General features: G+C 53.1%; 23 protein-coding genes. 11 read left to right on the plus strand and 12 right to left on the minus strand.

The window, feature by feature from the left end; all coding sequences use genetic code 11:
• Window positions 1-173: 173 nt before the first annotated feature.
• Window positions 174-1,046, minus strand: coding sequence for a DUF4595 domain-containing protein (locus tag DUE52_RS24630; RefSeq protein ID WP_114408741.1), 873 nt, complete (start codon window positions 1,044-1,046; stop codon window positions 174-176).
• 224 nt (window positions 1,047-1,270) lie between these two features.
• On the opposite strand from DUE52_RS24630, the gene DUE52_RS24635 reads away from it, so the two are divergent.
• Window positions 1,271-2,548, plus strand: a complete 1,278-nt coding sequence (locus tag DUE52_RS24635; RefSeq protein WP_165841024.1) for an alpha/beta hydrolase family protein — start codon at window positions 1,271-1,273, stop codon at window positions 2,546-2,548.
• 64 nt (window positions 2,549-2,612) lie between these two features.
• Here the strand turns inward: DUE52_RS24635 and DUE52_RS24640 are convergent, their stop codons facing one another.
• The 3 genes from DUE52_RS24640 to DUE52_RS24650 form a co-directional block, all read right to left on the minus strand.
• Complete coding sequence (locus tag DUE52_RS24640) at window positions 2,613-3,704, minus strand: alkene reductase (protein ID WP_114408742.1); 1,092 nt, start codon at window positions 3,702-3,704, stop codon at window positions 2,613-2,615.
• 74 nt (window positions 3,705-3,778) lie between these two features.
• Window positions 3,779-4,048: an ArsR/SmtB family transcription factor gene (locus tag DUE52_RS24645; protein WP_114408859.1), complete on the minus strand. Its 270-nt coding sequence runs from the start codon at window positions 4,046-4,048 to the stop codon at window positions 3,779-3,781.
• A 371-nt stretch (window positions 4,049-4,419) separates the two neighbouring features.
• Entirely contained in the window at window positions 4,420-5,601 is a 1,182-nt protein-coding gene (locus DUE52_RS24650) for an LA_2272 family surface repeat-containing protein (RefSeq protein ID WP_114408743.1), read from the minus strand.
• Window positions 5,602-5,807: 206 nt separating this feature from the next.
• Between DUE52_RS24650 and DUE52_RS24655 the strand changes: the two genes are divergently transcribed.
• The 4 genes from DUE52_RS24655 (at window position 5,808) to DUE52_RS24670 (ending at window position 8,428) form a co-directional block, all read left to right on the plus strand.
• Window positions 5,808-6,770: a helix-turn-helix transcriptional regulator gene (locus DUE52_RS24655; protein WP_114408860.1), complete on the plus strand. Its 963-nt coding sequence runs from the start codon at window positions 5,808-5,810 to the stop codon at window positions 6,768-6,770.
• A 79-nt stretch (window positions 6,771-6,849) separates the two neighbouring features.
• Window positions 6,850-7,305, plus strand: a complete 456-nt coding sequence (locus DUE52_RS24660) for a GyrI-like domain-containing protein (protein WP_114408744.1) — start codon at window positions 6,850-6,852, stop codon at window positions 7,303-7,305.
• 12 nt (window positions 7,306-7,317) lie between these two features.
• Window positions 7,318-7,698: a VOC family protein gene (locus DUE52_RS24665; RefSeq protein WP_114408745.1), complete on the plus strand. Its 381-nt coding sequence runs from the start codon at window positions 7,318-7,320 to the stop codon at window positions 7,696-7,698.
• A gap of 346 nt (window positions 7,699-8,044) precedes the next feature.
• On the plus strand, window positions 8,045-8,428 hold the full coding sequence (locus DUE52_RS24670) for a hypothetical protein (RefSeq protein ID WP_114408746.1): 384 nt from the start codon (window positions 8,045-8,047) through the stop codon (window positions 8,426-8,428).
• A gap of 39 nt (window positions 8,429-8,467) precedes the next feature.
• On the opposite strand, the gene DUE52_RS24675 is transcribed toward DUE52_RS24670, so the two are convergent.
• The gene (locus tag DUE52_RS24675; protein ID WP_229312294.1) at window positions 8,468-8,956 is read right to left on the minus strand and encodes an NUDIX domain-containing protein; all 489 of its coding nucleotides are present in this window, start codon (window positions 8,954-8,956) and stop codon (window positions 8,468-8,470) included.
• 92 nt (window positions 8,957-9,048) lie between these two features.
• On the opposite strand from DUE52_RS24675, the gene ruvX reads away from it, so the two are divergent.
• From ruvX to ahcY, 5 genes are all read left to right on the plus strand, one after another.
• Window positions 9,049-9,462: a Holliday junction resolvase RuvX gene (gene ruvX / locus DUE52_RS24680; RefSeq protein WP_114408747.1), complete on the plus strand. Its 414-nt coding sequence runs from the start codon at window positions 9,049-9,051 to the stop codon at window positions 9,460-9,462.
• On the plus strand, window positions 9,462-10,034 hold the full coding sequence (gene def / locus DUE52_RS24685) for a peptide deformylase (protein ID WP_114408748.1): 573 nt from the start codon (window positions 9,462-9,464) through the stop codon (window positions 10,032-10,034). Before ruvX ends, def begins: the two co-directional genes overlap by 1 nt.
• Window positions 10,035-10,161: 127 nt before the next feature.
• The gene (locus tag DUE52_RS24690) at window positions 10,162-10,932 is read left to right on the plus strand and encodes an amidohydrolase (RefSeq protein ID WP_114408749.1); all 771 of its coding nucleotides are present in this window, start codon (window positions 10,162-10,164) and stop codon (window positions 10,930-10,932) included.
• Between the two features lie 165 nt (window positions 10,933-11,097).
• Window positions 11,098-12,315, plus strand: coding sequence for a pyridoxal phosphate-dependent aminotransferase (locus tag DUE52_RS24695; protein ID WP_114408750.1), 1,218 nt, complete (start codon window positions 11,098-11,100; stop codon window positions 12,313-12,315).
• A gap of 123 nt (window positions 12,316-12,438) precedes the next feature.
• Window positions 12,439-13,755, plus strand: a complete 1,317-nt coding sequence (gene ahcY / locus DUE52_RS24700; protein ID WP_114408751.1) for an adenosylhomocysteinase — start codon at window positions 12,439-12,441, stop codon at window positions 13,753-13,755.
• 99 nt (window positions 13,756-13,854) lie between these two features.
• Here the strand turns inward: ahcY and DUE52_RS24705 are convergent, their stop codons facing one another.
• The 7 genes from DUE52_RS24705 to ccoS form a co-directional block, all read right to left on the minus strand.
• Complete coding sequence (locus tag DUE52_RS24705; protein WP_114408752.1) at window positions 13,855-14,556, minus strand: sulfite exporter TauE/SafE family protein; 702 nt, start codon at window positions 14,554-14,556, stop codon at window positions 13,855-13,857.
• A 1-nt stretch (window position 14,557) separates the two neighbouring features.
• Entirely contained in the window at window positions 14,558-14,983 is a 426-nt protein-coding gene (locus DUE52_RS24710) for a FixH family protein (protein ID WP_114408753.1), read from the minus strand.
• Window positions 14,984-15,105: 122 nt separating this feature from the next.
• A complete protein-coding gene (locus DUE52_RS24715; protein WP_114408754.1) occupies window positions 15,106-16,647 on the minus strand; it encodes a 4Fe-4S dicluster domain-containing protein in 1,542 nt (513 codons plus the stop codon).
• A gap of 12 nt (window positions 16,648-16,659) precedes the next feature.
• Window positions 16,660-17,502, minus strand: coding sequence for a cbb3-type cytochrome c oxidase N-terminal domain-containing protein (locus DUE52_RS24720; protein ID WP_114408755.1), 843 nt, complete (start codon window positions 17,500-17,502; stop codon window positions 16,660-16,662).
• A gap of 14 nt (window positions 17,503-17,516) precedes the next feature.
• Window positions 17,517-17,687, minus strand: a complete 171-nt coding sequence (locus tag DUE52_RS32515; RefSeq protein WP_165841025.1) for a hypothetical protein — start codon at window positions 17,685-17,687, stop codon at window positions 17,517-17,519.
• 100 nt (window positions 17,688-17,787) lie between these two features.
• A complete protein-coding gene (gene ccoN, locus DUE52_RS24725) occupies window positions 17,788-19,986 on the minus strand; it encodes a cytochrome-c oxidase, cbb3-type subunit I (protein WP_114408756.1) in 2,199 nt (732 codons plus the stop codon).
• Window positions 19,983-20,177, minus strand: coding sequence for a cbb3-type cytochrome oxidase assembly protein CcoS (gene ccoS / locus DUE52_RS24730; RefSeq protein ID WP_114408757.1), 195 nt, complete (start codon window positions 20,175-20,177; stop codon window positions 19,983-19,985). The genes ccoN and ccoS overlap by 4 nt, the downstream gene beginning before the upstream one ends.
• Window positions 20,178-20,371: 194 nt before the next feature.
• On the opposite strand from ccoS, the gene DUE52_RS24735 reads away from it, so the two are divergent.
• On the plus strand, window positions 20,372-21,121 hold the full coding sequence (locus tag DUE52_RS24735; RefSeq protein WP_114408758.1) for an acyl-CoA desaturase: 750 nt from the start codon (window positions 20,372-20,374) through the stop codon (window positions 21,119-21,121).
• The last annotated feature ends 57 nt before the right edge of the window (window positions 21,122-21,178 follow it).

The raw sequence follows: 21,178 nt of genomic DNA on the forward strand, positions 1-21,178 counted from the left end.
CAGTGGGTGCCCAGAACGGGAAATCGGCACCGAACTGCTTCAGTGCCGATTTACAGATTACGCTTAGCCATCACCAACGCGCTTATGGTCGATTTTGCCTTAACTCAAAATTCGGGATGACTCATGTTTCGTTTAAGAGGATGGGTTAGTAATGGCTGTTGCCGGTGATCGGATTAAAGCGATACGGTTAGATTTGACACCACATATTCGTACGGCGATACCTGAAGCAGGGCTCCGTTCGATAGGCTGTATTTTTTGCTGGTCGTTACGTACCCGTCGGCATTGAGGATATAAGTAAACCGGTAATCGGTCGTCGTACCACCATACACGGTTTGAATCGTTTTCAGACGTTGCATCAGGTGTTTACTGGTTTTGCCAAAAATACGCAGGTAGGGATCCAGGTTGAACACGCCAACCGCATTGAGACGGTTATTGTCGGTCAGGATGGATGAACCCGCAAACTGGTATTCATAGATATTCTTCTGGATCACATCATTGGGGTTGTTGAATCGCTTTACCTCAGTCAGATCACCGTCAGCGTTGTAGGCAAATTCTACGCGCATGTTGGGATAAATGGAATGGTAGCGGTTGATCAATCGGCCCTTGGCGTCGTAATCGTATTTAAACGAGTTCATGGTAATGTGTGGGATGCCATCCACGACGGAATAATCCGGCACTTCGGAATGCGTACAGCGGCCGTTTGCATCTAGAAAATAGGTACCATCCTGTGTTTTCTTACCCGCTACCAGCGTTAGCGTCGTAACTTTTCCGGGGCTGTAGGCATACGTGGTCGTGCGGTTGCCTTCCATGACTTTCACCAATTTCCCGTTTGCATCATACGACAAGGTAGCGTTGCCTTGTTTCACGAGGGTGTGTTTTTTTGCTACCGATACGATGATGTCGTCCATCCCCAGTGTGTTGGATTCAGCCGACTGGCCCGTGTTCGACTGGCGGGGCGCCGAAGGTTCAAGCTGCTGGTTTTCGCACGATGACAAACTGATCAGGATACTACAGAGCGCCAGAGCGCTGATTTTGGTGAGATTCATTGGTTCTTTGTTGTTTTGGTAGGTAAGTGCAACAAAGGTAGATTGCCGCTGTTCGGTCGGCTAGCCGGAGTCGGTAACAAGTGGGTTGGGGTAAATAACGAGCGGGAAAGAGCGGGCAGTTGGTTAGGCTGGTCAGGATTGCAAATCTTGATCAGCGGTCAGCGGAGTAAAACAAAACTGGAAAAGCCTTTAGGAAATGACCGGTTTCAACGGTATTGAACGCCATGCAGACTTCGTTTGTCAGATTCCTCCTGCTTTCAGGACTTCTATGCCATCAGGTCACCCTGTATGCGCAGGCGCCTGAACCCAACTACGACGAAACCAAAATACCGCCTTACACCTTGCCCGATCCCCTCGTCACACAGTCCGGGAAGCGCATCACAACCGCTCGCCAGTGGGAAAGTCAACGACCGGTCTTGTTGAAACAATTTGCTACGCAGGTCTACGGCGTAACGCCCGAACGCCGACTGGCAGCCCGGTATGAAGTAAAATCGGTGGATTCCTCCGCGCTCGGCGGAACGGCGATTCGCAAACAGATTTCCATCATCTGGACGGAATACCCCAATCTGCCGTCGCTGGATATTCTGCTGTTTGTGCCCAAAAGTGTGAAAAAACCGCCGGTTTTTGTCGGGTTCAATTACATGGGAAATCACAGCATCAGCACCGAACCCGGTATTGCCCTCTCTACGCGCTGGTTACCCAACCGGCCCGATGGGAAAGTCATCAACAACCGGGCGACGGAAGCCGCGCGGGGTGTTCAGCAATCCCGCTGGCCATTGGAACTCATCATTTCGAAGGGCTACAGTGTGGCAACGGCCTATTACGGCGATCTGGAACCGGATCATCCGGAGGGCTGGAAAACCGGTATTCGTTCCGTATTGGGACCACCGACGGCACAGAAAAGCGACGACTGGCAGGCGATTGGGGTCTGGGCGTGGGGCATGAGCCGGATGCTCGATTACCTGGAAACCGACGGCCTGGTGGATGCCAGACGGGCGATTGCGCTGGGGCATTCGCGCCAGGGAAAAGCCGCTTTGTGGGCGGGCGCGCAGGATACGCGGTTTGCAGCCGTTATTGCCAACGAATCCGGCGAAGGCGGAGCGGCTTTATCGAAGCGCGTTTTTGGAGAAACCATTCTGCGGCTTAACACGAGTTTTCCGCACTGGTTTTGTCCGCAATACCAGACTTACAACAACCGGCCCGAAGCCCTGCCGTTCGATCAGCACCAGCTCCTGGCCCTGATCGCGCCCCGTCCGCTTTACGTTGCCAGTGCGCAAGGCGATCAGTGGGCCGATCCGAAAGGCGAATTTATGAGCGCCCGCCAAACCGATCCGGTTTACAAACTATACGGCAAAAAAGGCATTGGTACCAATGATTGGCCGCCCGTTCACACCCCCGTCGGCGAGACGGTTCGCTACCACATCCGCGCGGGCGAGCATGACGTCAAGCGATATGATTGGGAGCAATTTCTGGACTTCGCCGATCGGCAGGTGAAAAAATAGACAAGAGAGGATAGACAAGAGAAGTGAGACTCTTTACTCTCTTGTCTATCCTCTCTTGTCTATATCACACCTGCGCTTCGACCAGCGCGGGGTAGTCGATAAACCCTTTTTCGCCACCGGCATAAAACGTTGCGGGGTCGGCCTGGGCCAGTTCGGCACCGGTGCTCAACCGTTCGACCAGATCCGGGTTCGCAATGAACGGATACCCAAACGCAACCAGGTCGCCCAGGCCGTTTTGCAAGTCTTCTTCGGCGCGTTCAGCGGTATATTTGCTGTTCAGAATCAGCGTATTGCTGAATTTTTCCCGAATGGTTTTGAGCAGCGGAACGGTGGTTTCGGCTCCTTCCGGGGCTGCGGTATTGATGACGTGGAGGTAAACGATACCCAGGTCGTTCAGTTTTTCGGCCAGGTAGGTGTAGGTTTCGTCGATTTCCGGGTAGTTCGGCATGTCGTTGAACACTCCGTAGGGCGAAAACCGGATGCCAACGCGATCTTTTCCAATGGCCTGCGCCGATTGTTCGGCAATTTCCAGGGCAAAACGGGCGCGGTTTTCGACGCTGCCGCCGTATTCATCGGTGCGCTGGTTGCTGTTCGGATTTAAGAACTGCTCGATCAGATAGCCATTGGCACCGTGTAACTCGATACCGTCGAAACCGGCTTCCACGGCGTTTTTAGCCGCCTGAACAAATTCCTGAATCGTTTGCTTCACTTCGTCGGTGGTCAGCTCGCGGGGCTGGGCGTTGGTCTGCATCCCTTCCTGATCGGTCCACATCGGGCCGTCGGCCGCAATTGCCGACGGGGCAATCACCTCGGCTCCGGCTGGCAAGTTGAGTGGATGGCCGATGCGGCCGGTGTGCATCAATTGCACAAAAATATGGCCGCCTTTCTCGTGAACAGCTTGTGTCGTGAGTTTCCAGCCCGCCACTTGTTCGGCACTGAAAATACCCGGAATCCGGGCGTAACCCAGACCGTTGGGGGAAGGCGAAACACCTTCGGAAATGATTAAACCCGCCGAAGCCCGTTGGCCGTAATAGTTGGCAATCAGTTCGTTGGGGATGTTGTTATAAGCCCGGCTGCGGGTCATCGGAGCCATGGCGATTCGGTTGGTGAGCGTTAGCGTACCGAGTTGAACGGGGGAAAAAAGTAAATTATGCATAGCAATGGATGTCTTGGTTCGGGAGAATAACGCATCCATACATTTAAAAGTTTGAATGTATTAGGGGAAATTTTTTAAGTCAGCTTCGTCAGGAAGCCCGACAAGTCCTTCAATCCTTCTTTATTTAAACTCAGGTTCTGGTTGCGTCCTTCTTTGTGGGAGTTGACGAGTCCGCTGTCGATGAGCGTTTTAACGTGGTGTGAAACGCAGGGTTGCGACAGTCCGGTCATTTCCTGAATATCCGAATTGTTCAAACTTCCTTTTTCGGAAAGGGCCAGCAAAATTTGCAACCGGTATTTATCGGCAATGGCACCAGACGCTTTTTCAATAAACTTATTATCCATTAGCTTGCCCGGATGTTGGGTCCGGTTTAAACGAAACAGGGCATTTAGAAATACTACAAAGTGCTGAACGTCACCGTTCACGGTGTTGTAAAATTGATGAAGTTTCTTCAAATATTCTACTCTATTCCCACAAACTTGTCAAAATTATCCCGATGCAGAACTTCCAGCACCTCGGGTTGGTCGGTCTCTAAATTGAGTAAAATTTATCGAATACAATCCCCAAATTCGTTAAATGTAAAGTTGTCGTTGAAAGTGTTTTGGTTAATCGGTGGTAAAGTAAAGGCTGAAAAACAGGATCGGTTGAAAGCAACCTGGCTTCCAACCGATTCGATTGATCCCTACTGGTGGGTGGTTTGCTACAACAGTGTGCGCTAAAATTGAATCCCGACATTGAGCCCCGGCCACATCCGAACCCGGACTTCTTCGTCCGACCACCGGCGGCTGAACGTCTTGTCATATACTTCCCATTTGACCCATTCCGTTCCGGTTCCTTCACCGGTTTCAAATTTCGTTACCTGCACATTGAAGGTGGGCGTTACGGTGACGGCAATGCGGTTATGAATCGGTAAAATGAAGCTCACCCGGGCCTGATTCAGTAAGTTGAGATCTTCCCAGTGGTTGCCTTCTTCCTGAATCTGGTAGCTCAGGGCTTCGATGCTGATCTGGTTGCGTTTGCCGATAAACTGGTTGGTGCCAATCCCGTAGCCATAACCCCAACGGAGGGTGTTCCAGCGGACGTTGTCGTTTTCGGGCCAGGCGGCTCCGAGGGCGAAGATGTTGTAAAACTTGCGGTTTCCGCCCATTTTGAAGCCGATGTTGGCGTGCAGGGCGTCACCCGCCCAGATTTCGAAGCGGTGGTAGCCGTTTTTGGAAAGATTCAGCAAACCGATCTGCGCGCCATCGACGTTTTCGGCCACGTTGATCAGCCCGATCTGGGTGCCTTTCACGCGTTTCGCCACATTGGCAATGCCCGCGATCTGCAAGCCTTCGACCGATTCCGCGACGTTCGCGATACCGGCCACCTGTGCGCCTTTGACATTTCCCTTCGTGATATTGGCGATGCCGCCAAACTGCGCGCCGGTCAGTTGCGCCCCGGAGAGGTTGGCAATCCCGGCAAACTGCGCGCCTTTCACGCTTTTTCCGACGACGTTGACAATGCCGCCGAATTGAACCCCGTAGAGCGGGCCGCCCACGGCGTTGACAATTCCCCCGAATTGCGCACCATCGACTTCATTACGAACGCCATTCAGAATACCCGAAAACTGCGCGCCTTTCACATAATCTTTCTCCAGACTGAACAAACCGCTGAATTCGATGCCGTCTAAGGCCGCGGCATAACCGCCGAGCAAATTCAACGAAAACCGGTTGCTGAACAGGGCGTTGTCGAGTCCGTTGGTGCTCAGGGGCGGCACAAAGCCGATCTGGGCGGGGCGGATGGGATACCGGTTTTGCCGGGCTTCCTTCAATCCGGTCCGCAGTGAATCCGCATCCTGCGAATAGGCCTGTAAGGCAAAACAAAATAAGGAGGTGGCTAGTACGAGTAATTTTTTCATGGTAATCGTTCCTTTTTATGTGTGTTTACTGTTGTGCGATATGAATTTGATAAAACCGGGTTCTGTTCTCCCGAATCTGCTCCTATGACCGCCATCCCGCGCCCTACCCCCACGCGGCTTTCAAAAAAATGTTTACCGGAAACAAACCGATCGGATTGCCCCTGAAACCGCAGGCTGGTTACCTTTGCAGAAAACCACGCCCCGAAATGAACCGCATCGACCGCCTGACCGCCATTCTGATTCACCTCCAGACCAAACGCGTTGTCAAAGCGCAGGAACTGGCCAAACGCTTCGGCACCAGCTTGCGGACGATTTACCGGGACATTCGTTCGCTGGAGGAAGCGGGCGTGCCGATTGGCGCCGAAGCCGGAATTGGCTATTTTCTGGAAGATTACCACCTGCCGCCAGTGATGCTCACCCGCGAAGAAGCCAGTGCGCTGCTGTTTGGGGCCAAAGTGATTGAAAAATTTGCGGATGAATCGATCCGGGCGGAGTTTGAATCGGCTTTGTACAAGATCAAATCGGTGCTGAAACGCAAGGACCAGGAACACCTGGAAGACCTGGAACCGCGCGTTCAGGTGGCCAAACGCCCCACGACGCCCCCGTTTTCGGATGCCCTGCTGGTTGATATTCAGCGGGCCATTGGGCAGCAGCAGGTTTTGCAACTGGATTACCGGTCGGCTTACAAGGACGAAACGACGGACCGGGAAGTGGAACCCGTGGGCTTGTATCACTACGGAGCGGGCTGGCACCTCATTGCGTTTTGCCGTCTTCGACAGGACTACCGCGATTTTCGGGTCGACCGAATCCGGCAACTGAACCATACCGGCCATACCTATTCGAGTCAAAACCGACTTACGCTGACGGCCTACCTCGAAAAAATCCAGCAAACGCAGCATCTGGAGGAGGTGGTGGTGCGGTTTGACAAAAAAGTGGTGCGGCATATTCAGGAAATGAAGTACCACTACGGCTACGTCTCGGAAGAGGAGGACGCCGGGAGATGGGTTCGGATGAAGTTCATGACCCAGTGTGTGCGGGAAGTGGGTCGCTGGCTGCTGATGTTCGGCCAGTGGGTGGCGGTAGAATCGCCCGATGCGCTGCACGAAACCATGAAAGAACTGGCGCAGGAAGTGCAGGCGCATTATTTGTCGGAACGCGTCAATTCCTGAAAATACCGCAAGCCTGCTGACATACGGCTGTCACAACCGGGTTTTTACTTTGTTGCATCTTCTATCAAACACCACTCCGATGCAACTCAAAGAAGCGAAACCGCTCACCACCCTGGCTTTTTCAACCCGAACCACCCTGGCGGGTTTAACCCCCTTCGTCCGGACCGTGGCCCGGCAACTGTACCGCGAAGCCGTCCGACTCGATCTCGAAATCACCGGGCCGATTTGCTGGCAATATACCGGCGTAGATGGCAAACCGGACACGGTTTTCGGCCTGGATATTGTGCTGCCCGTTCAGTCGGCTGAGGGTGAACCGGCTGATGGTATGGCGTTTAAAAAGCTGGATTCGTTCAACAGCGGTTTTGCCGAACACCCTGGCAGTTGGGACAGCCTGGCTGCCACCTACGGACCATTAGTGGGCGGTTTGTTGCAGGAAGGACACCGGCTGAGTGCCGTCAACCGGGAGGTGTATGTCCACATGGATTTTGAAAATCCGGCCAATAATGTGACGCAAATCTATCTGGGAATCCATTAAAGCCGCACCGTTATGAAACTGAACGCAGGCATTATTACCGCCAAACTGGCCGAAACCAAAGCGTTTTACCAGACCGTCCTGAACTTCGGCATCACGTTTGAAAATGATTTTTATCTGCTGCTGCACACGCCCAATCAGCAGGCCGAACTTAGTTTTCTGCAACCGAACCACCCGTCGCAGCGACCGGTTTTCCAGAAACCCTTTACCGGTGAAGGCGTCTATCTGACGATTGAAGTGGATGATGTCGATGCGGAATACGAACACATCCAATCGTTGAACGTGCCGATTGAAATCGAACTCCGCGACGAACCCTGGGGCGACCGCCATTTCGCCATCGTCGACCCCAACGGGATTGGAATCGATATCGTGAAATATGCGCCCCCCGAACCCTGACAGCGGTTGAAAACCCTGTCAGCGGTTCAGCCTAAATCTATACTTCAACGAATCGACCCGGTCTTGCCCCATCGGGGCTCAACAGCGCAGCGTCGGTAGCAACGACGATTCTCCCAGCGCTCCCGCGTGCCGTGAGGCACGCAACGATTCCCATCAAACAGCCAGTCGCGAACCTATCGGCACGCGGGAAAAATAACCATTACGTTGGGCTACCGACGCTGCGCTGTTGAGCCCCGATGGGGCAAGACCGGGTTGATTCGTACTACTGTTGTTTCTTTGCGTTTGCCGTTTCCAACTTCCGGATGCTTTTCAGGGTCTTGCAAAGGAACAAGCCCTTCATGTGCTGATGAAAAAATATACCTATTATCTGTCCCTGCTGCTATTTGTCATCCTGACGGCCTGTGATAAAGATGCTGAGCTAGAAGGAGTCGCCAATAGGCAGTTGGAGGTGTGTGGCGTCAAGGATCCGATCAACAATTTGAAATGGCTGAATGACCAGTTTAAACTATTTCTGGGAGGCCCATTGATCAATGGAATTGTGTTGTACCGCTACAAAGACAAAGAGGTAATTGAAGTGCAAAACGGCCTAGCCAGTTCCACCAATCAGCATCAATATTATTGTGATGGGGAAAAATTGAACCTGGATGGTCCGGGCAGCTTTGCGCAGTTCAAAAAAGATCGGGAGGAGATCGCGGTACTGTATGGGACGAATCTTTGGGGCAAATGGTAGCAACCTTATCAATCCATTTTTAAGCTGCGGAATCCCGGTTCAAGACGGTTCCTTTCGTTTTTCCAGCCAGTCCTTCACCGCCGGGCCGGTTCCGAAAGGCCACGGTTTTAGTTCCGAAATGGGTACCAGTTTATAATCCTGAAGTTCTTCTTCGTCAATTTGAATCGTGCCCCACGCCCGGACGTGGTAGGTGATGATGATTTCGTTGCGCTGGTAAAAGGTGTAGACACCCAGTCGCTCCACAATTTCGGCATCCAGACCGATTTCCTCTTTAATTTCCCGCAAAACCGCCTGATCCGGTTCCTCACCCGGTTCCAGAAAACCCGTTACCAAACCAAACCATTCGGCCGGCCAGCCCCGGTTTTGAATCAGGATGACGGTATCGTTGTCGTACTCGACAATGGCACCCACGACCGGCAGCGGATTGTTCCAGAAAATGTAACCACAGGCGGCTGAACACACGAGCCGTTCGCGTCCTCCGGCAAAACCGGGCGTAAGCGAACTACCGCATTGGGGACAAAAATTCATCTTTGGCATCGGTTCAACGAAGGATTTGCGGTCAATATAAACACCCCCGTTCGGATTTCCGTATATTTGCAATTCATTTAACAAAAGTTACTTTGCCCCGATTACTGGCTATTGATTACGGAACGAAGCGTACCGGTTTGTCGGTTACCGACCCGTTGCAGATTATCGCAACGGCGCTGGAAACCGTTCCGACGCATCAGTTGCTGGACTACCTGAAACGGTATGTTACCACCGAACCGGTCGAAGCGTTTGTGGTGGGAATGCCCACGCGCCTGGACGGATCGGATACGGACAATACGCCCCGGGTGAAGGGCTTCGTCGGCAGACTCAAAGCGGCTTTTCCGGACATTCCGGTGCATTGGCACGACGAGCGGTTTACGTCGGCGATGGCCTTACAATCCATGATTGCCAGTGGCGTCAGCAAAAAAGACCGGCGCGTCAAAGGCAATATCGACAAAGTGAGTGCAGTAATTATTTTACAATCCTTTATGGAATCCAAAAGGTGATGATTTACCCAATAATAGCTTACGGTGATTCCGTTTTGCGGAAACGGGCGCAGAACATCGACAAAGGGACTACCGATGTCAAAAAACTCAGTGAAGACCTGTTCGAGACGATGTATAACGCATCCGGCATCGGGCTGGCGGCTCCGCAGGTCGGCAAAAGCATCCGCATTTTTGTGGTCGATGGAACGGCCCTGAACGAAGACGAACCGGAAGAAGACAAGGACCCCAGCCTGATGGGTTTCAAGAAGGTTTTTATTAATCCGCAGATTCTGGAAGAAGACGGCGACGAATGGGGTTTTGAGGAAGGCTGTCTGAGCATTCCGCAAATCCGGGGGGAGGTTTTTCGGCCCGAATTCGTCAAAATTCAGTATTTCGATACCGACTGGAACGAACACATCGAAGAATATGACGGCATGGCCGCCCGCATCATCCAGCACGAATACGACCACCTCGAAGGCAAACTGTTTACGGATTACCTGCCGCCGTTGAAACGCCAGTTGATGAAGAAAAAACTGGCCGACATCACGCGCGGCAACGTGAAAGCGGATTATAAAATGAAGTTTCCGAAGTAAAGAGGGAGAGAGGAGGAAGGGGAGTAAAGGAAGAGAGGAGGAAGGAAAAGCCGCATTCCGCTGTCAAATTCCTTCTCTCTTCCTTCCCCCCTTCCTCCTCTCTCCCCTTTATTCCCTTCCTCCCTTTATGCACCTCACCCTGCTGCAAACCAGCCTCCACTGGGAAAATCCGACGGCCAACCGGGCGATGCTCGAAGAGAAAATCTTCGCGCTGCCCGAAAAAACCGACCTCATTGTGTTGCCGGAAATGTTTACGACCGGTTTTTCGATGAACGCCAAAGCCCTGGCTGAACCGATGAACCTGACGACGTTCCGCTGGCTCAAACAGATGGCGGCCCAGACCGACGCCGTGGTGACGGGAAGTTACATTGTGCAGGAAAAGGGCCAGTTCTACAACCGCCTGATCTGGATGGAACCCGACGGTTCGTTCGATGTCTACGACAAACGGCATTTGTTCCGAATGGCGGGGGAGGAGCAGACCTATGCCGGTGGCACGAAGCGACTGGTGAAATCCTGGCGCGGCTGGAACATTTGCCCGCTGATTTGCTACGACCTCCGGTTTCCGGTCTGGAGCCGGAATGCCGGGTTGGAATACGACCTGTTACTGTATGTGGCCAACTGGCCTGCCGCCCGCAGCACCGCCTGGAATGCCCTGCTGCAAGCCCGCGCCATCGAAAATCTGGCGTATGTGGCGGGTGTGAACCGCGTTGGTGAAGATGGAAACGGACATGCCTACGCGGGTGATTCAAGCCTGATCGATCCGAAAGGCGAGGTGCTTTTCCGGCAAAACCAGACCGAAACGGTGTTCCAAACCACCCTCTCACTCGACGAATTAAGCGTCTACCGCGAGCGGTTTCCGGCCAACCGCGATGCGGATGATTTTCGGATAATTGGATAAAAACCGGAAATGCAGTGACTCCAATTTTCTGCCCGATAACTATAAAAATTCAAATTTTACGCACTTATCGTTAGATAGTTAGTAATTTTGTGCCCGGGATACGCAGTCCGGGACGCAAAGTCAGGTTGAATAGGCCCGTTTATTGAATCAATCACCTCATATCTCATGTCTGCATCGGTAGAAACTGTCAGTTTATTGGCAGACCGCATCATCGCGCTGGAGGAGTCGTCAACATTGGCGATGACCAAAAAAGCCCGCGAACTGGCCGCTCAGGGCCACAAAGTAATCAGTCTCAGCGTTGGAGAACCTGATTTCAAGACGCCGAAACACATTTGCGAAGCCGCCAAACAAGCCATCGACGAAGGCTACCACGGTTATTCGCCCGTAGCGGGTTATGCCGATCTGCGGAAAGCCATTGCAGATAAGTTTAAACGGGAAAATAATATTGACTGGAAACCGGAAAATATCGTGGTTTCGACGGGTGCCAAACACTCGCTGGCGAACGTCATTCAGGTGCTGGTGAACCCCGGCGACGAGGTGATCATTCTGGCTCCCTATTGGGTAAGCTATTCCGAAATGGTGAAACTCGCTGAAGGAAAGTCGATTATCCTCGAAGGGGCTTTTGATAATGACTTCAAAGTAACGGCGGATCAACTGGAAGCAGCCATTACGGATCGCACCAAAATCGTGATGTATGCATCGCCCAACAACCCGACCGGTTCGGTGTATAGCGAAGACGAACTGCGCGCCATCGCCGACGTGGTGGCCCGGCACGAAAACGTGATTGTGCTGGCCGACGAAATCTACGAACACATCAATTTTACGGATAAAGGCCATTTCAGCATCGGTTCCATTCCCGAAATCAAAGACCGCGTCGTTACCGTTAACGGCGTCGCGAAAGGTTTTGCGATGACAGGCTGGCGGATTGGTTACATCGGAGCGGCCAAATGGATCGCCGACGGCGTGGAAAAATTGCAGGGACAGGTCACTTCCGGAACCGGTTCGATCTCGCAGCGGGCTACCCTGGCCGCCCTGAACGGCCCGATGGAACCGACGCGTGAAATGTCGAAAGCCTACGAACGTCGCCGGGATCTGGTGGTCAAACTGCTGAAAGAAATTCCCGGTTTTAAAGTGAACGTGCCGGAAGGCGCTTTCTACGCGTTCCCCGACATCAGCTACTATTACGGCAAATCGGACGGAACAACGACCATCAACGACTCGGACGATTTTGCCGCCTGGTTGCTCAATACGGCTTATGTGGCAACCGTGGCCGGCTCAGGTTTTGGTGCTCCCTACGGTCTGCGGATTTCAACGGCAGCCTCCGACGAAGCCCTGACCGAAGCCGTACAACGCATTAAAGACGCGGTTGCTACCTTAAAATAAATAGAGACGATAGAAGTGAGACAAGAGAATAAAGACAGACTTCACCGATTGACATTTTGTCTCTATTCTCTTGTCTTACTTCTTTTTTCTTAAAAATCATCAAGCATTAATTACTCCCTTTTTATGTCTACAGAAACATCCACGTACGTTCCGTACAAAGTTAAAGACATCGCGCTGGCCGAATGGGGCCGCAAGGAAATCCGGTTGGCCGAAGCCGAAATGCCGGGTTTGATGTCCCTCCGCAAAGAGTTCGGACCGTCGAAACCCCTCGCTGGTGCCTACATTGCCGGTTGTCTGCACATGACGATCCAGACCGCCGTTCTGATCGAAACCCTGGTTGAGCTGGGTGCCGAAGTGACCTGGTCATCGTGTAATATCTTCTCGACGCAGGACCATGCTGCAGCCGCGATTGCCGCTGCCGGTATTTCGGTGTATGCCTGGAAAGGTATGAACGAAGAAGAATTTAACTGGTGTATCGAGCAGACGTTGTTTTTTGGCGAAGAGCGGAAACCGCTGAACATGATTCTGGACGATGGTGGTGACCTGACCAACATGGTTTTCGACCTCTATCCGGAACTGATTGCCAACATCAAAGGCTTGTCGGAAGAAACGACGACGGGCGTTCACCGCTTGTATGAGCGCATGAAAAACGGGACGCTGCATTTGCCCGCCATCAACGTCAACGACTCGGTTACCAAATCGAAATTCGATAACAAATACGGCTGCCGCGAGTCGCTGGTGGATGCCATCCGTCGGGGAACCGATTTGATGCTGGCTGGTAAAGTAGCGGTTGTCGCCGGCTATGGTGACGTAGGAAAAGGTTCTGCCGAATCACTCCGTGGTGCCGGTTGCCGCGTGCTGGTGACGGAAATCGACCCGATTTGTGCGCTGCAAGCCGCGATGGACGGTTATGAAGTGGTCACGATGGACGAGGCTGCGACCCGCGCCAATATTTTCGTAACCGCAACGGGTAACATCAACATCGTGAAAGACCGTCACTTCAAGACGATGCGCGACAAGGCGGTGGTTTGTAACATCGGTCACTTCGACAACGAAATCGATATGGCGTGGTTGAATGCAAACTACGGTCATTCGAAGAGCCAGATCAAACCGCAGGTCGATCTGTATGAAATTGATGGCAAAGAAATCATCGTGCTGGCCGAAGGCCGTCTGGTGAATCTGGGCGTTGCGATGGGTCACCCGTCGTTTGTGATGTCCTGCTCGTTCTCGAACCAGACGCTGGCGCAATTGGAACTGTGGGCCAATTCGGACAAATATGAAAACAAGGTCTACATTCTGCCGAAACACCTCGACGAAAAAGTAGCGGCTTTGCACCTCGATCACGTAGGCGCAAAACTGGAAAAACTGGATCAGGAGCAGGCGGAATACATCGGTGTAACGACCGAAGGCCCCTACAAATCGGATCTGTACCGGTATTAAACAGTTAAGAGTGAAGAGTTAAAAATTAAGAGTTAGAATGGGACTGCGCCGTTGAAGGCGTCAGCCTACTTTTAACTCTTAATTTTTAACTCTTCACTTTTAATTCTTAACTCCCTTCCCGTGGCAAATCGGAACTTCGTGGCCCGTCTGGTCAATGACAGTGGAAGGATAGAAACCCCGAACCAGTAAGAGAAAGGCCAGGGCAATCGTGATGACCGGCATCAAGACCGTAAACCGGCGTCGCAGGTTTACGGGAAAAAACGTCGGGACAAACCGGACCAGCAGCAAAGCCGGCACCGTTCCCAGGCCGAACAACGCCATGTAGAATGCGCCGGTTGCCGCGCTTCCGGTTGTGATGGCTCCGGTCAGGGCGACGTACAAAAAACCGCAGGGCAATAAACCGTTCAGAAAGCCCAATCCAGTAAATGTCTTTAAATTAGGGCTTTGCAAAAACCGAGACATCGGTTTGGTCACCCAGCTTCGTCCCCCATTCAGAGACAAACCGGTCAGTTTTCCGTGCTGGAACAGAACCCAGATCAGCAGAAACAGACCGCCAGCGATTGACACCGATCGCTGCAAACCGGCCAGCAACAGCCCCTGACCGATGGTGCCGACCAGCAACCCCAGTCCGGAATAGGCGGTAATTCTCCCCACATGATACAGTCCCATCGCCAGCACCCGTTGTGAACGGGGCAATCGTCCGACGGGCAAGGCCATCGCCAGCGGTCCGCACATGCCGACGCAGTGCAGGCTGCCGACTAAACCCGTGGTCAGGGCTGCGATGATCCAGACATTCTGCACGTTACGGAATGGTTACGGTTTGTTCGCTGTAATATTCCTGCCCGTTTTCCAGCCAGTTCAGTTGCACACGCCAGAAACCGGACGCCAGTTTGGCGGTCGAAACCGTGGTTTGGCCGGGCTGCAAGGCAACACTCCGATCCTGTCGGCGATCCGAAGGGCGGTAAAAGGTCAGTTTGCCACTGGTTGAACCCGCTTCCGATCGCGTCAGTTCGACCACCTGCCGGGAGGCATCGAAGTGAATGGTCGGCGATTCTGCCAGTTTGGCGGTTCGGGCTACCCGGTCAATCTGTTGTTGAAAGGCGATTTCGGTTTGGTAATAATCATCGCGCACCAGATCGACCCGTTGGCGGCACATGAGATACACCAGGGTGCCGATAAATCCGGCAAATAGGATGTAAACGAGTACGATGGCTTTTCCCCAGTTCATGGATTCAATGATAGAATGAGTGAATGATAGAATGAGTGAATAAAAAAGAGCTGACGATTGAAGGAAGTTCGGGCAATACCCATTCATTCATTCATTCATTCTATCATTCACTCATTCTATCATTATTTTACAGGTCCCAAAAACGTCGTTTCGATCTGGTCGACAACTTCGTTACCGGCCAGCACGTCGATGTGAAGTGGCGTGCTGTTTTGCCGGATGGTTTTCTCCGGTAGATCGATGAAGAACATTCCCTTGGTTAGCTCCCCGGCCGGCACCGACGACAGCGGCTGTACGAAGCGCAGTTTGGCATCCGTTCGGCTTAGGCGGAATTGAACCGGCAAGGTCCGGTAGGTCTTGTTGATCACTTCCACCAGATACAGGTTCGATACCTTACCGCCTGTTTCGCGCTGGTACAACTGCCCCGGTGCCCGCAAAACCGTCACGTCCATCACCGGCCGGCTGACGAGCAGAAAACCGATGATTCCCAACAGAACGAGCAACACGCCACTGTAGGCCAGAATCCGGGCGGTAAACCGGAACGGTTTTCCCTGTTCAATATTGGCCTGCGAATCCATGCGGATCAGCCCCTGGGGCAGTTCGATTTTGTCCATGACACTGTCACAGACGTCGATGCAGAGCGTGCAGTTGATGCATTCCAGTTGCGTCCCGTTCCGAATGTCGATTCCCATCGGACAGACCTGCACACAAAGCTTACAGTCAATGCAATCGCCCTTCGGAGCTTTAGGAGTTAAGAGTGAAGAGTTAAGAGTTATGAGTGAAGGCTGGGCCTCGGGATGATCCGATTTTAAATTCTTAACTCTTAACTCATCATTCTTAACTCTTAACTCATCATTCTTAACTCTTAACTCTTCACCGCCCGGCGGCTCGGTCTTAACTCTTTTCCCGCGCGGTTCTCCCCGGATGTAGTCGTAGGCGACGATCAGGGAGTTTTTGTCCAGCAAAACGCCTTGCAGCCTTCCGTACGGGCAGATGGTCGTGCAGACGATTTCGCGCAGCCAGGCAAAAACGAGGTAAAATACGCCCGTAAAGATGACAATGGCCGACAGACCGGCGAGGTGCTGTGCCGGGTTGTCGGTGATGAGGGTCAGCCACTGGTCACGGCCAATGATGTAGGCCAGAAAAGTGTTGCTGATGGCGAACGAAATCAGGAAGAAAACGCCGTGTTTCAGGCCTTTTTTGACCACTTTTTCGGTTGTCCAGGGGCTGGCATCCAGCCGTTTCCGGGCGTTAAAATCGCCCTCGATCCAGCCTTCGATTTTCCGGAAAACCATTTCCATAAAAATCGTCTGCGGACACGCCCAGCCGCACCACACCCGACCATAGACGACCGTGAACAGCGCCACAAACACGATGAAGGCAATCAACCCAAACGCAACCAGGTAAAAATCCTGCGGCCAGAACGGTACGCCGAAAAAGATAAACCGGCGTTCGAGCACGTTGAACAGGAACAACGGATGCCCGTCGATCCACACAAAAGGCCCGGCAAACAACACGATCAGCAGCACCACTGCCACCACCGTCCGCCAGCGGGTAAACCGGCCGGTGGTTTCACGCGGATACAACCACCGCCGACCGCCGGAGGCATCGGCTGTGGGCAGCGTATCGCGGAAATCGGAGGGGGGAAGTGCTACGTTGGATTTCATAGGAGTGTTGAGTTAGCGGGTTGCAACGGGTTCGCCGGTGGCCACTTTTTCGCCCTGCGGTTCTTTCGCTCCGGCGGGGTTCGTGCCTTGCAGCGACAGGATATAACTGGCCACTTGCTGCACCTGGAGCGGATTCAGTTGTTTTTTCCAGGACATCATCCCTTTTTCGGGAACACCTTCTGTAATGATGTGGAAAACCGCCTTGACGTCACCGCCATGCAGCCAGTAGGCATCGGTCAGGTTTGGCCCTACTTTCCCCTCTGCATTGGCACCGTGGCAGGCCACGCAGTTTTGGGTGAACAGCGCTTTGCCCGCGTCGATCCCTTTCGCATCTTTCAAGACCGTAACGGTATTTTCGTTGATGGAACCGGCCACTTTTTTGATGTAATCCTCCCGTTGTTTATCGGCGATGGCCATTTCCTGGGTATATTCCTGCACCATGATGTCGCCCGGGTTGAAGACGTGGTAGACGAGCAGGTAGATGACACCCGCCACAATGGTTCCATAAAACAACCCCATAAACCACGGGGGCGTTGGGTTATCGAGTTCGGCAATGCCGTCGTAGGCATGTTCCATCGTCAGGTTTTTTTCCTGATTCAGTTCGTGCAATCCCGCCATACGTTGCCACCAGGAGCGCGTATCGGCCGGTTTGGCAACGGGTTGGGCGTCGGGTTCTATTATTTTTTTGAGGAGGAACACCAGGTTCAGCGCTACCGCTCCGACGGCTACCATGCCCACCAGCAGAAAAAGGGCGACGGTAACCAGCAACAGATCCTGACCGGATGAAATGTCCCAGATGGATTTTGCCGGTTCCTGGCCCAGCAGGCCACCATTGAGTAAAATGAATGAATTCATGGAAAGAGGAATGGTTAATCGGTTGACGATTCATCGAGGGGCATCCGGCTCATCTGGCGGATGTACGTTTTATCCACCAAAACCAGATACAGGCCAACGAGAATGAAAAAGGCGAGGAAGGTGACAAACGAGCCGACCATATAGACGTCCGCGCCGGGAATTTTGGAGATGAATTGCTTGAACATGATCTTGGGAGGGAAGAGTTATGAGTTAAGAATTAAGAGTGATGAGTTAATGTGAGTCAGCCTATTTTTAACTTTTAACTCTTAATTTTTAACTCTTCACTCATTTGGTTGCGTTTTCCATTTTCTTGATGTCCGTGCCGAGCCGTTGGAGGTAGGCAATCAGGGCGATGATCTCGCGGTCGGCGTCGACTTTGATCCCGTCTTTCGCCAGGCGGTCGCTGACCTCCTGGGCCTGTTTTTGCAAATCTTCGTTGGCGTAGCTGATTGTGGCGTCGTCGTAGGGAACGCCCACTTTTTCCAGTATTCTCAGCTTATCCGACGTATTCGAAATGTCGAGTTTCTGGTCCAGCAGCCACGGATAAGCCGGCATGATTGACCCCGGCGACATCGACGTTGGGTCACGCATGTGGTGGTAATGCCAGGAGTCGGGGTATTTGCCGCCTTCGCGGTGCAGATCTGGCCCGGTTCGTTTGCTACCCCACAGGAACGGGTGGTCATACACAAATTCGCCCGCTTTGGAATACTCCCCGTAACGTTCGGTTTCGCTGCGGAAAGGCCGGACCATCTGGCTGTGGCAGTTGACGCAACCCTCGCGGATGTAGAGGTCGCGGCCCTGCACTTCGAGGGCGCTGTAGGGTTGTACGGCCGAAATGGTCGGCACATTGGACTCCACCATAAACGTCGGAATCAATTCCACCATCGATCCGATCAGAATCACCACCAGCGAGGCAACCAGCAGCGGAATGGGCTTGCGCTCCAGCCAGCGGTGCCAGTAGGTATCGGTTCCCGTCGGCACATAGGCTTGCTCCAGGGCAGGTGCTTCGGCGGTTTCGTTGACCACCAGTTGCCCGGCTGCCATCGTTTTGAACAGGTTATAGGCCATCAGAATTGCACCCAGCAGGTAGAACGTACCGCCCAGCGCCCGCATCTGGTGCATGGGCAGCAGTTGAATGGTGGTTTCCAGGAAGTTCGGGTAACGCAGGGTGCCTTCGGGTGTGAACTCCTTCCACATCATGCCCTGTGTGAAGCCTGAAATGTACATCGGAATGGCGTAGAACAGGATTCCGAGCGTGCCGATCCAGAAGTGGATGCTCAGCAGTTTTTTGGAATACAAGGGCGTTTTGTACATGCGCGGAATCAGCCAGTACAGGATCGCGAAGGTCAGAAAACCGTTCCAGCCCAGAGCCCCGACGTGTACGTGGGCCACGATCCAGTCGGTAAAGTGCGCAATGGCGTTGACATTCTTGAGCGATAGCAATGGCCCTTCGAAGGTGGCCATCCCGTAGGCGGTAATCCCGACGACCATGAATTTCAGGATGGTATCTTCCCGAACCTTGTCCCAGGCTCCGCGCAAAGTCAGCAACCCGTTGATCATCCCACCCCAGGACGGGGCAATGAGCATGATGGAGAAAACCACCCCCAGCGATTGCGCCCAGTCGGGCAGCGATGAATAGAGCAGGTGGTGGGGACCGGCCCAGATGTAGATGAAAATCAGCGCCCAGAAGTGCAGAATCGACAGCTTGTAGGAGTAAACCGGGCGGTTTGCCATCTTGGGCAGGAAGTAATACATCAGCCCCAAAAACGGCGTGGTCAGGAAAAATGCTACCGCATTGTGACCATACCACCACTGCACGAGCGCATCCTGCACCCCGGCGTAGACGTAATAACTTTTGAACAGACTCACCGGCATCTGGTATGAGTTGACGATGTGCAGGACGGCAACCGTTACAAACGTGGCGATGTAAAACCAGATGGCGACATACAGGTGGCGCTCCCGGCGTTTGATGATCGTGCCGAACATGTTGATCCCGAAAACCACCCAGATCAGCGTAATGGCAATGTCGATCGGCCATTCGAGTTCTGCGTATTCGTGGGAGGTGGTCAGACCCAGCGGCAGCGTAATGGCCGCGGCTACGATGATGGCCTGCCAGCCCCAGAAGTGGATTTTACTGAGCAAATCGCTGAACATCCGGGCTTTGCAAAGCCGTTGCAAAGAGTAATACACCCCCATAAAGATGGCATTGCCGACGAAGGCGAAAATAACCGCATTGGTGTGCAGCGGCCGAATCCGTCCGAAGGTCGTATACTGGTTGCCGAGGTTGGCCGCCGGAGCGAACAACTGGCTGGCAATCAGCACTCCGACCAACATGCCGACGACGCCCCAGATGATGGTGGCAACGGCGAAATCCCGGACAATGCGGTTGTCATACTCGAAGCGTTCCACGGCGGGAGCGGCTCCGTTCCCCGGTCGGGGGTGTTCAGGCGAAATCGTAACAGGCGGTTTTTGCGAGACATTCATAGTGGTAACGAGCTGTTATGCGGGGTATCTATGGAGGAGGTAGTAGTTGGTTCGTTGTCGTCGAGCAGCATCCGCATCGAGGGGGTGTACAGGTCATCCTGCTGGCCGGTTTTCATAGACCACAGGAAAGCCCCGAAAAACCCCAGTGCCAGTAGCAGACTAATGCCAATCATGAAGAAGATAATGTTCATATTCGTGAGCGTTTGCCGGGTCAAAAGTGCGGCTTATCCGGTGGGCAACGTATGAGGTTCGTCAGGCAGGGGGGTGATAGAATTCAGGTAAACCAGGCGGGCTGACAAAACTCATCCGGTCGGCTGACCCGTGTTAGGCCCGCGCTTAGTGGCAGGAACTACTTTTGGCGCATTACACCAGAATCTTGTTTCGAATGATCATTCTCGCTTTTTTTCTCGCGCATTGGTACCTGTCGGTCCTGATGCAGACCCTCTTTCTCCACCGCTATGCCGCCCACCAGATGTTCACGATGAGCAAGGGCTGGGAGAAGTTTTTTTACGTTGTGACGTTCATTAGCCAGGGATCGTCGTTTTTGAGTCCACGCGCATACGGTATTATGCACCGGCTTCACCACGCCTACGCCGATACGGAAGAAGACCCGCATTCGCCGAAATATTCCAAGAGCATGATGGATATGATGTGGAAGACCCGGCAGTTTTACAACGACATCCTGAATAACCGCGACACCGTTCCGGCGAAGTTCAAAAAGGGCGTGCCCAACTGGCCGTGGATGGAATGGTTCGGGGATCGCTGGCCGGTTCGGGTGGCCTGGGGAACGTTCTATGTGCTGTTCTACATCCAGTTTGCCACCTCACCCTGGCTGTTTCTGCTGCTGCCATTCCATTTTTTCATGGGCCCGGTGCATGGTGCCATCATCAACTGGTGCGCCCACCGCTACGGCTACATCAACTTCAAAGTGGACGATACGGCCAAAAACCTGCTGCCGTTCGACTTTCTGATGATGGGCGAATCCTACCACAACAACCACCACCGCTACGGCGGTCGGGCTAACTTCGGCGGTTTCCGCTGGCACGAATTCGACCCGGCTTATCCGCTGATTTTATTGATGAATAAACTGGGCATCGTGAAGCTCCGGCGTGGGCGCGACGAAGCGTATATGTAGGGTAATTCAATTGGCGACGGCGTTGTTTTTCAATGGGTTATCCTGTTGGAAAACAAC

The organism is Larkinella punicea (assembly GCF_003334855.1).
Classification (GTDB): Bacteria; Bacteroidota; Bacteroidia; order Cytophagales; family Spirosomataceae; genus Larkinella; species Larkinella punicea.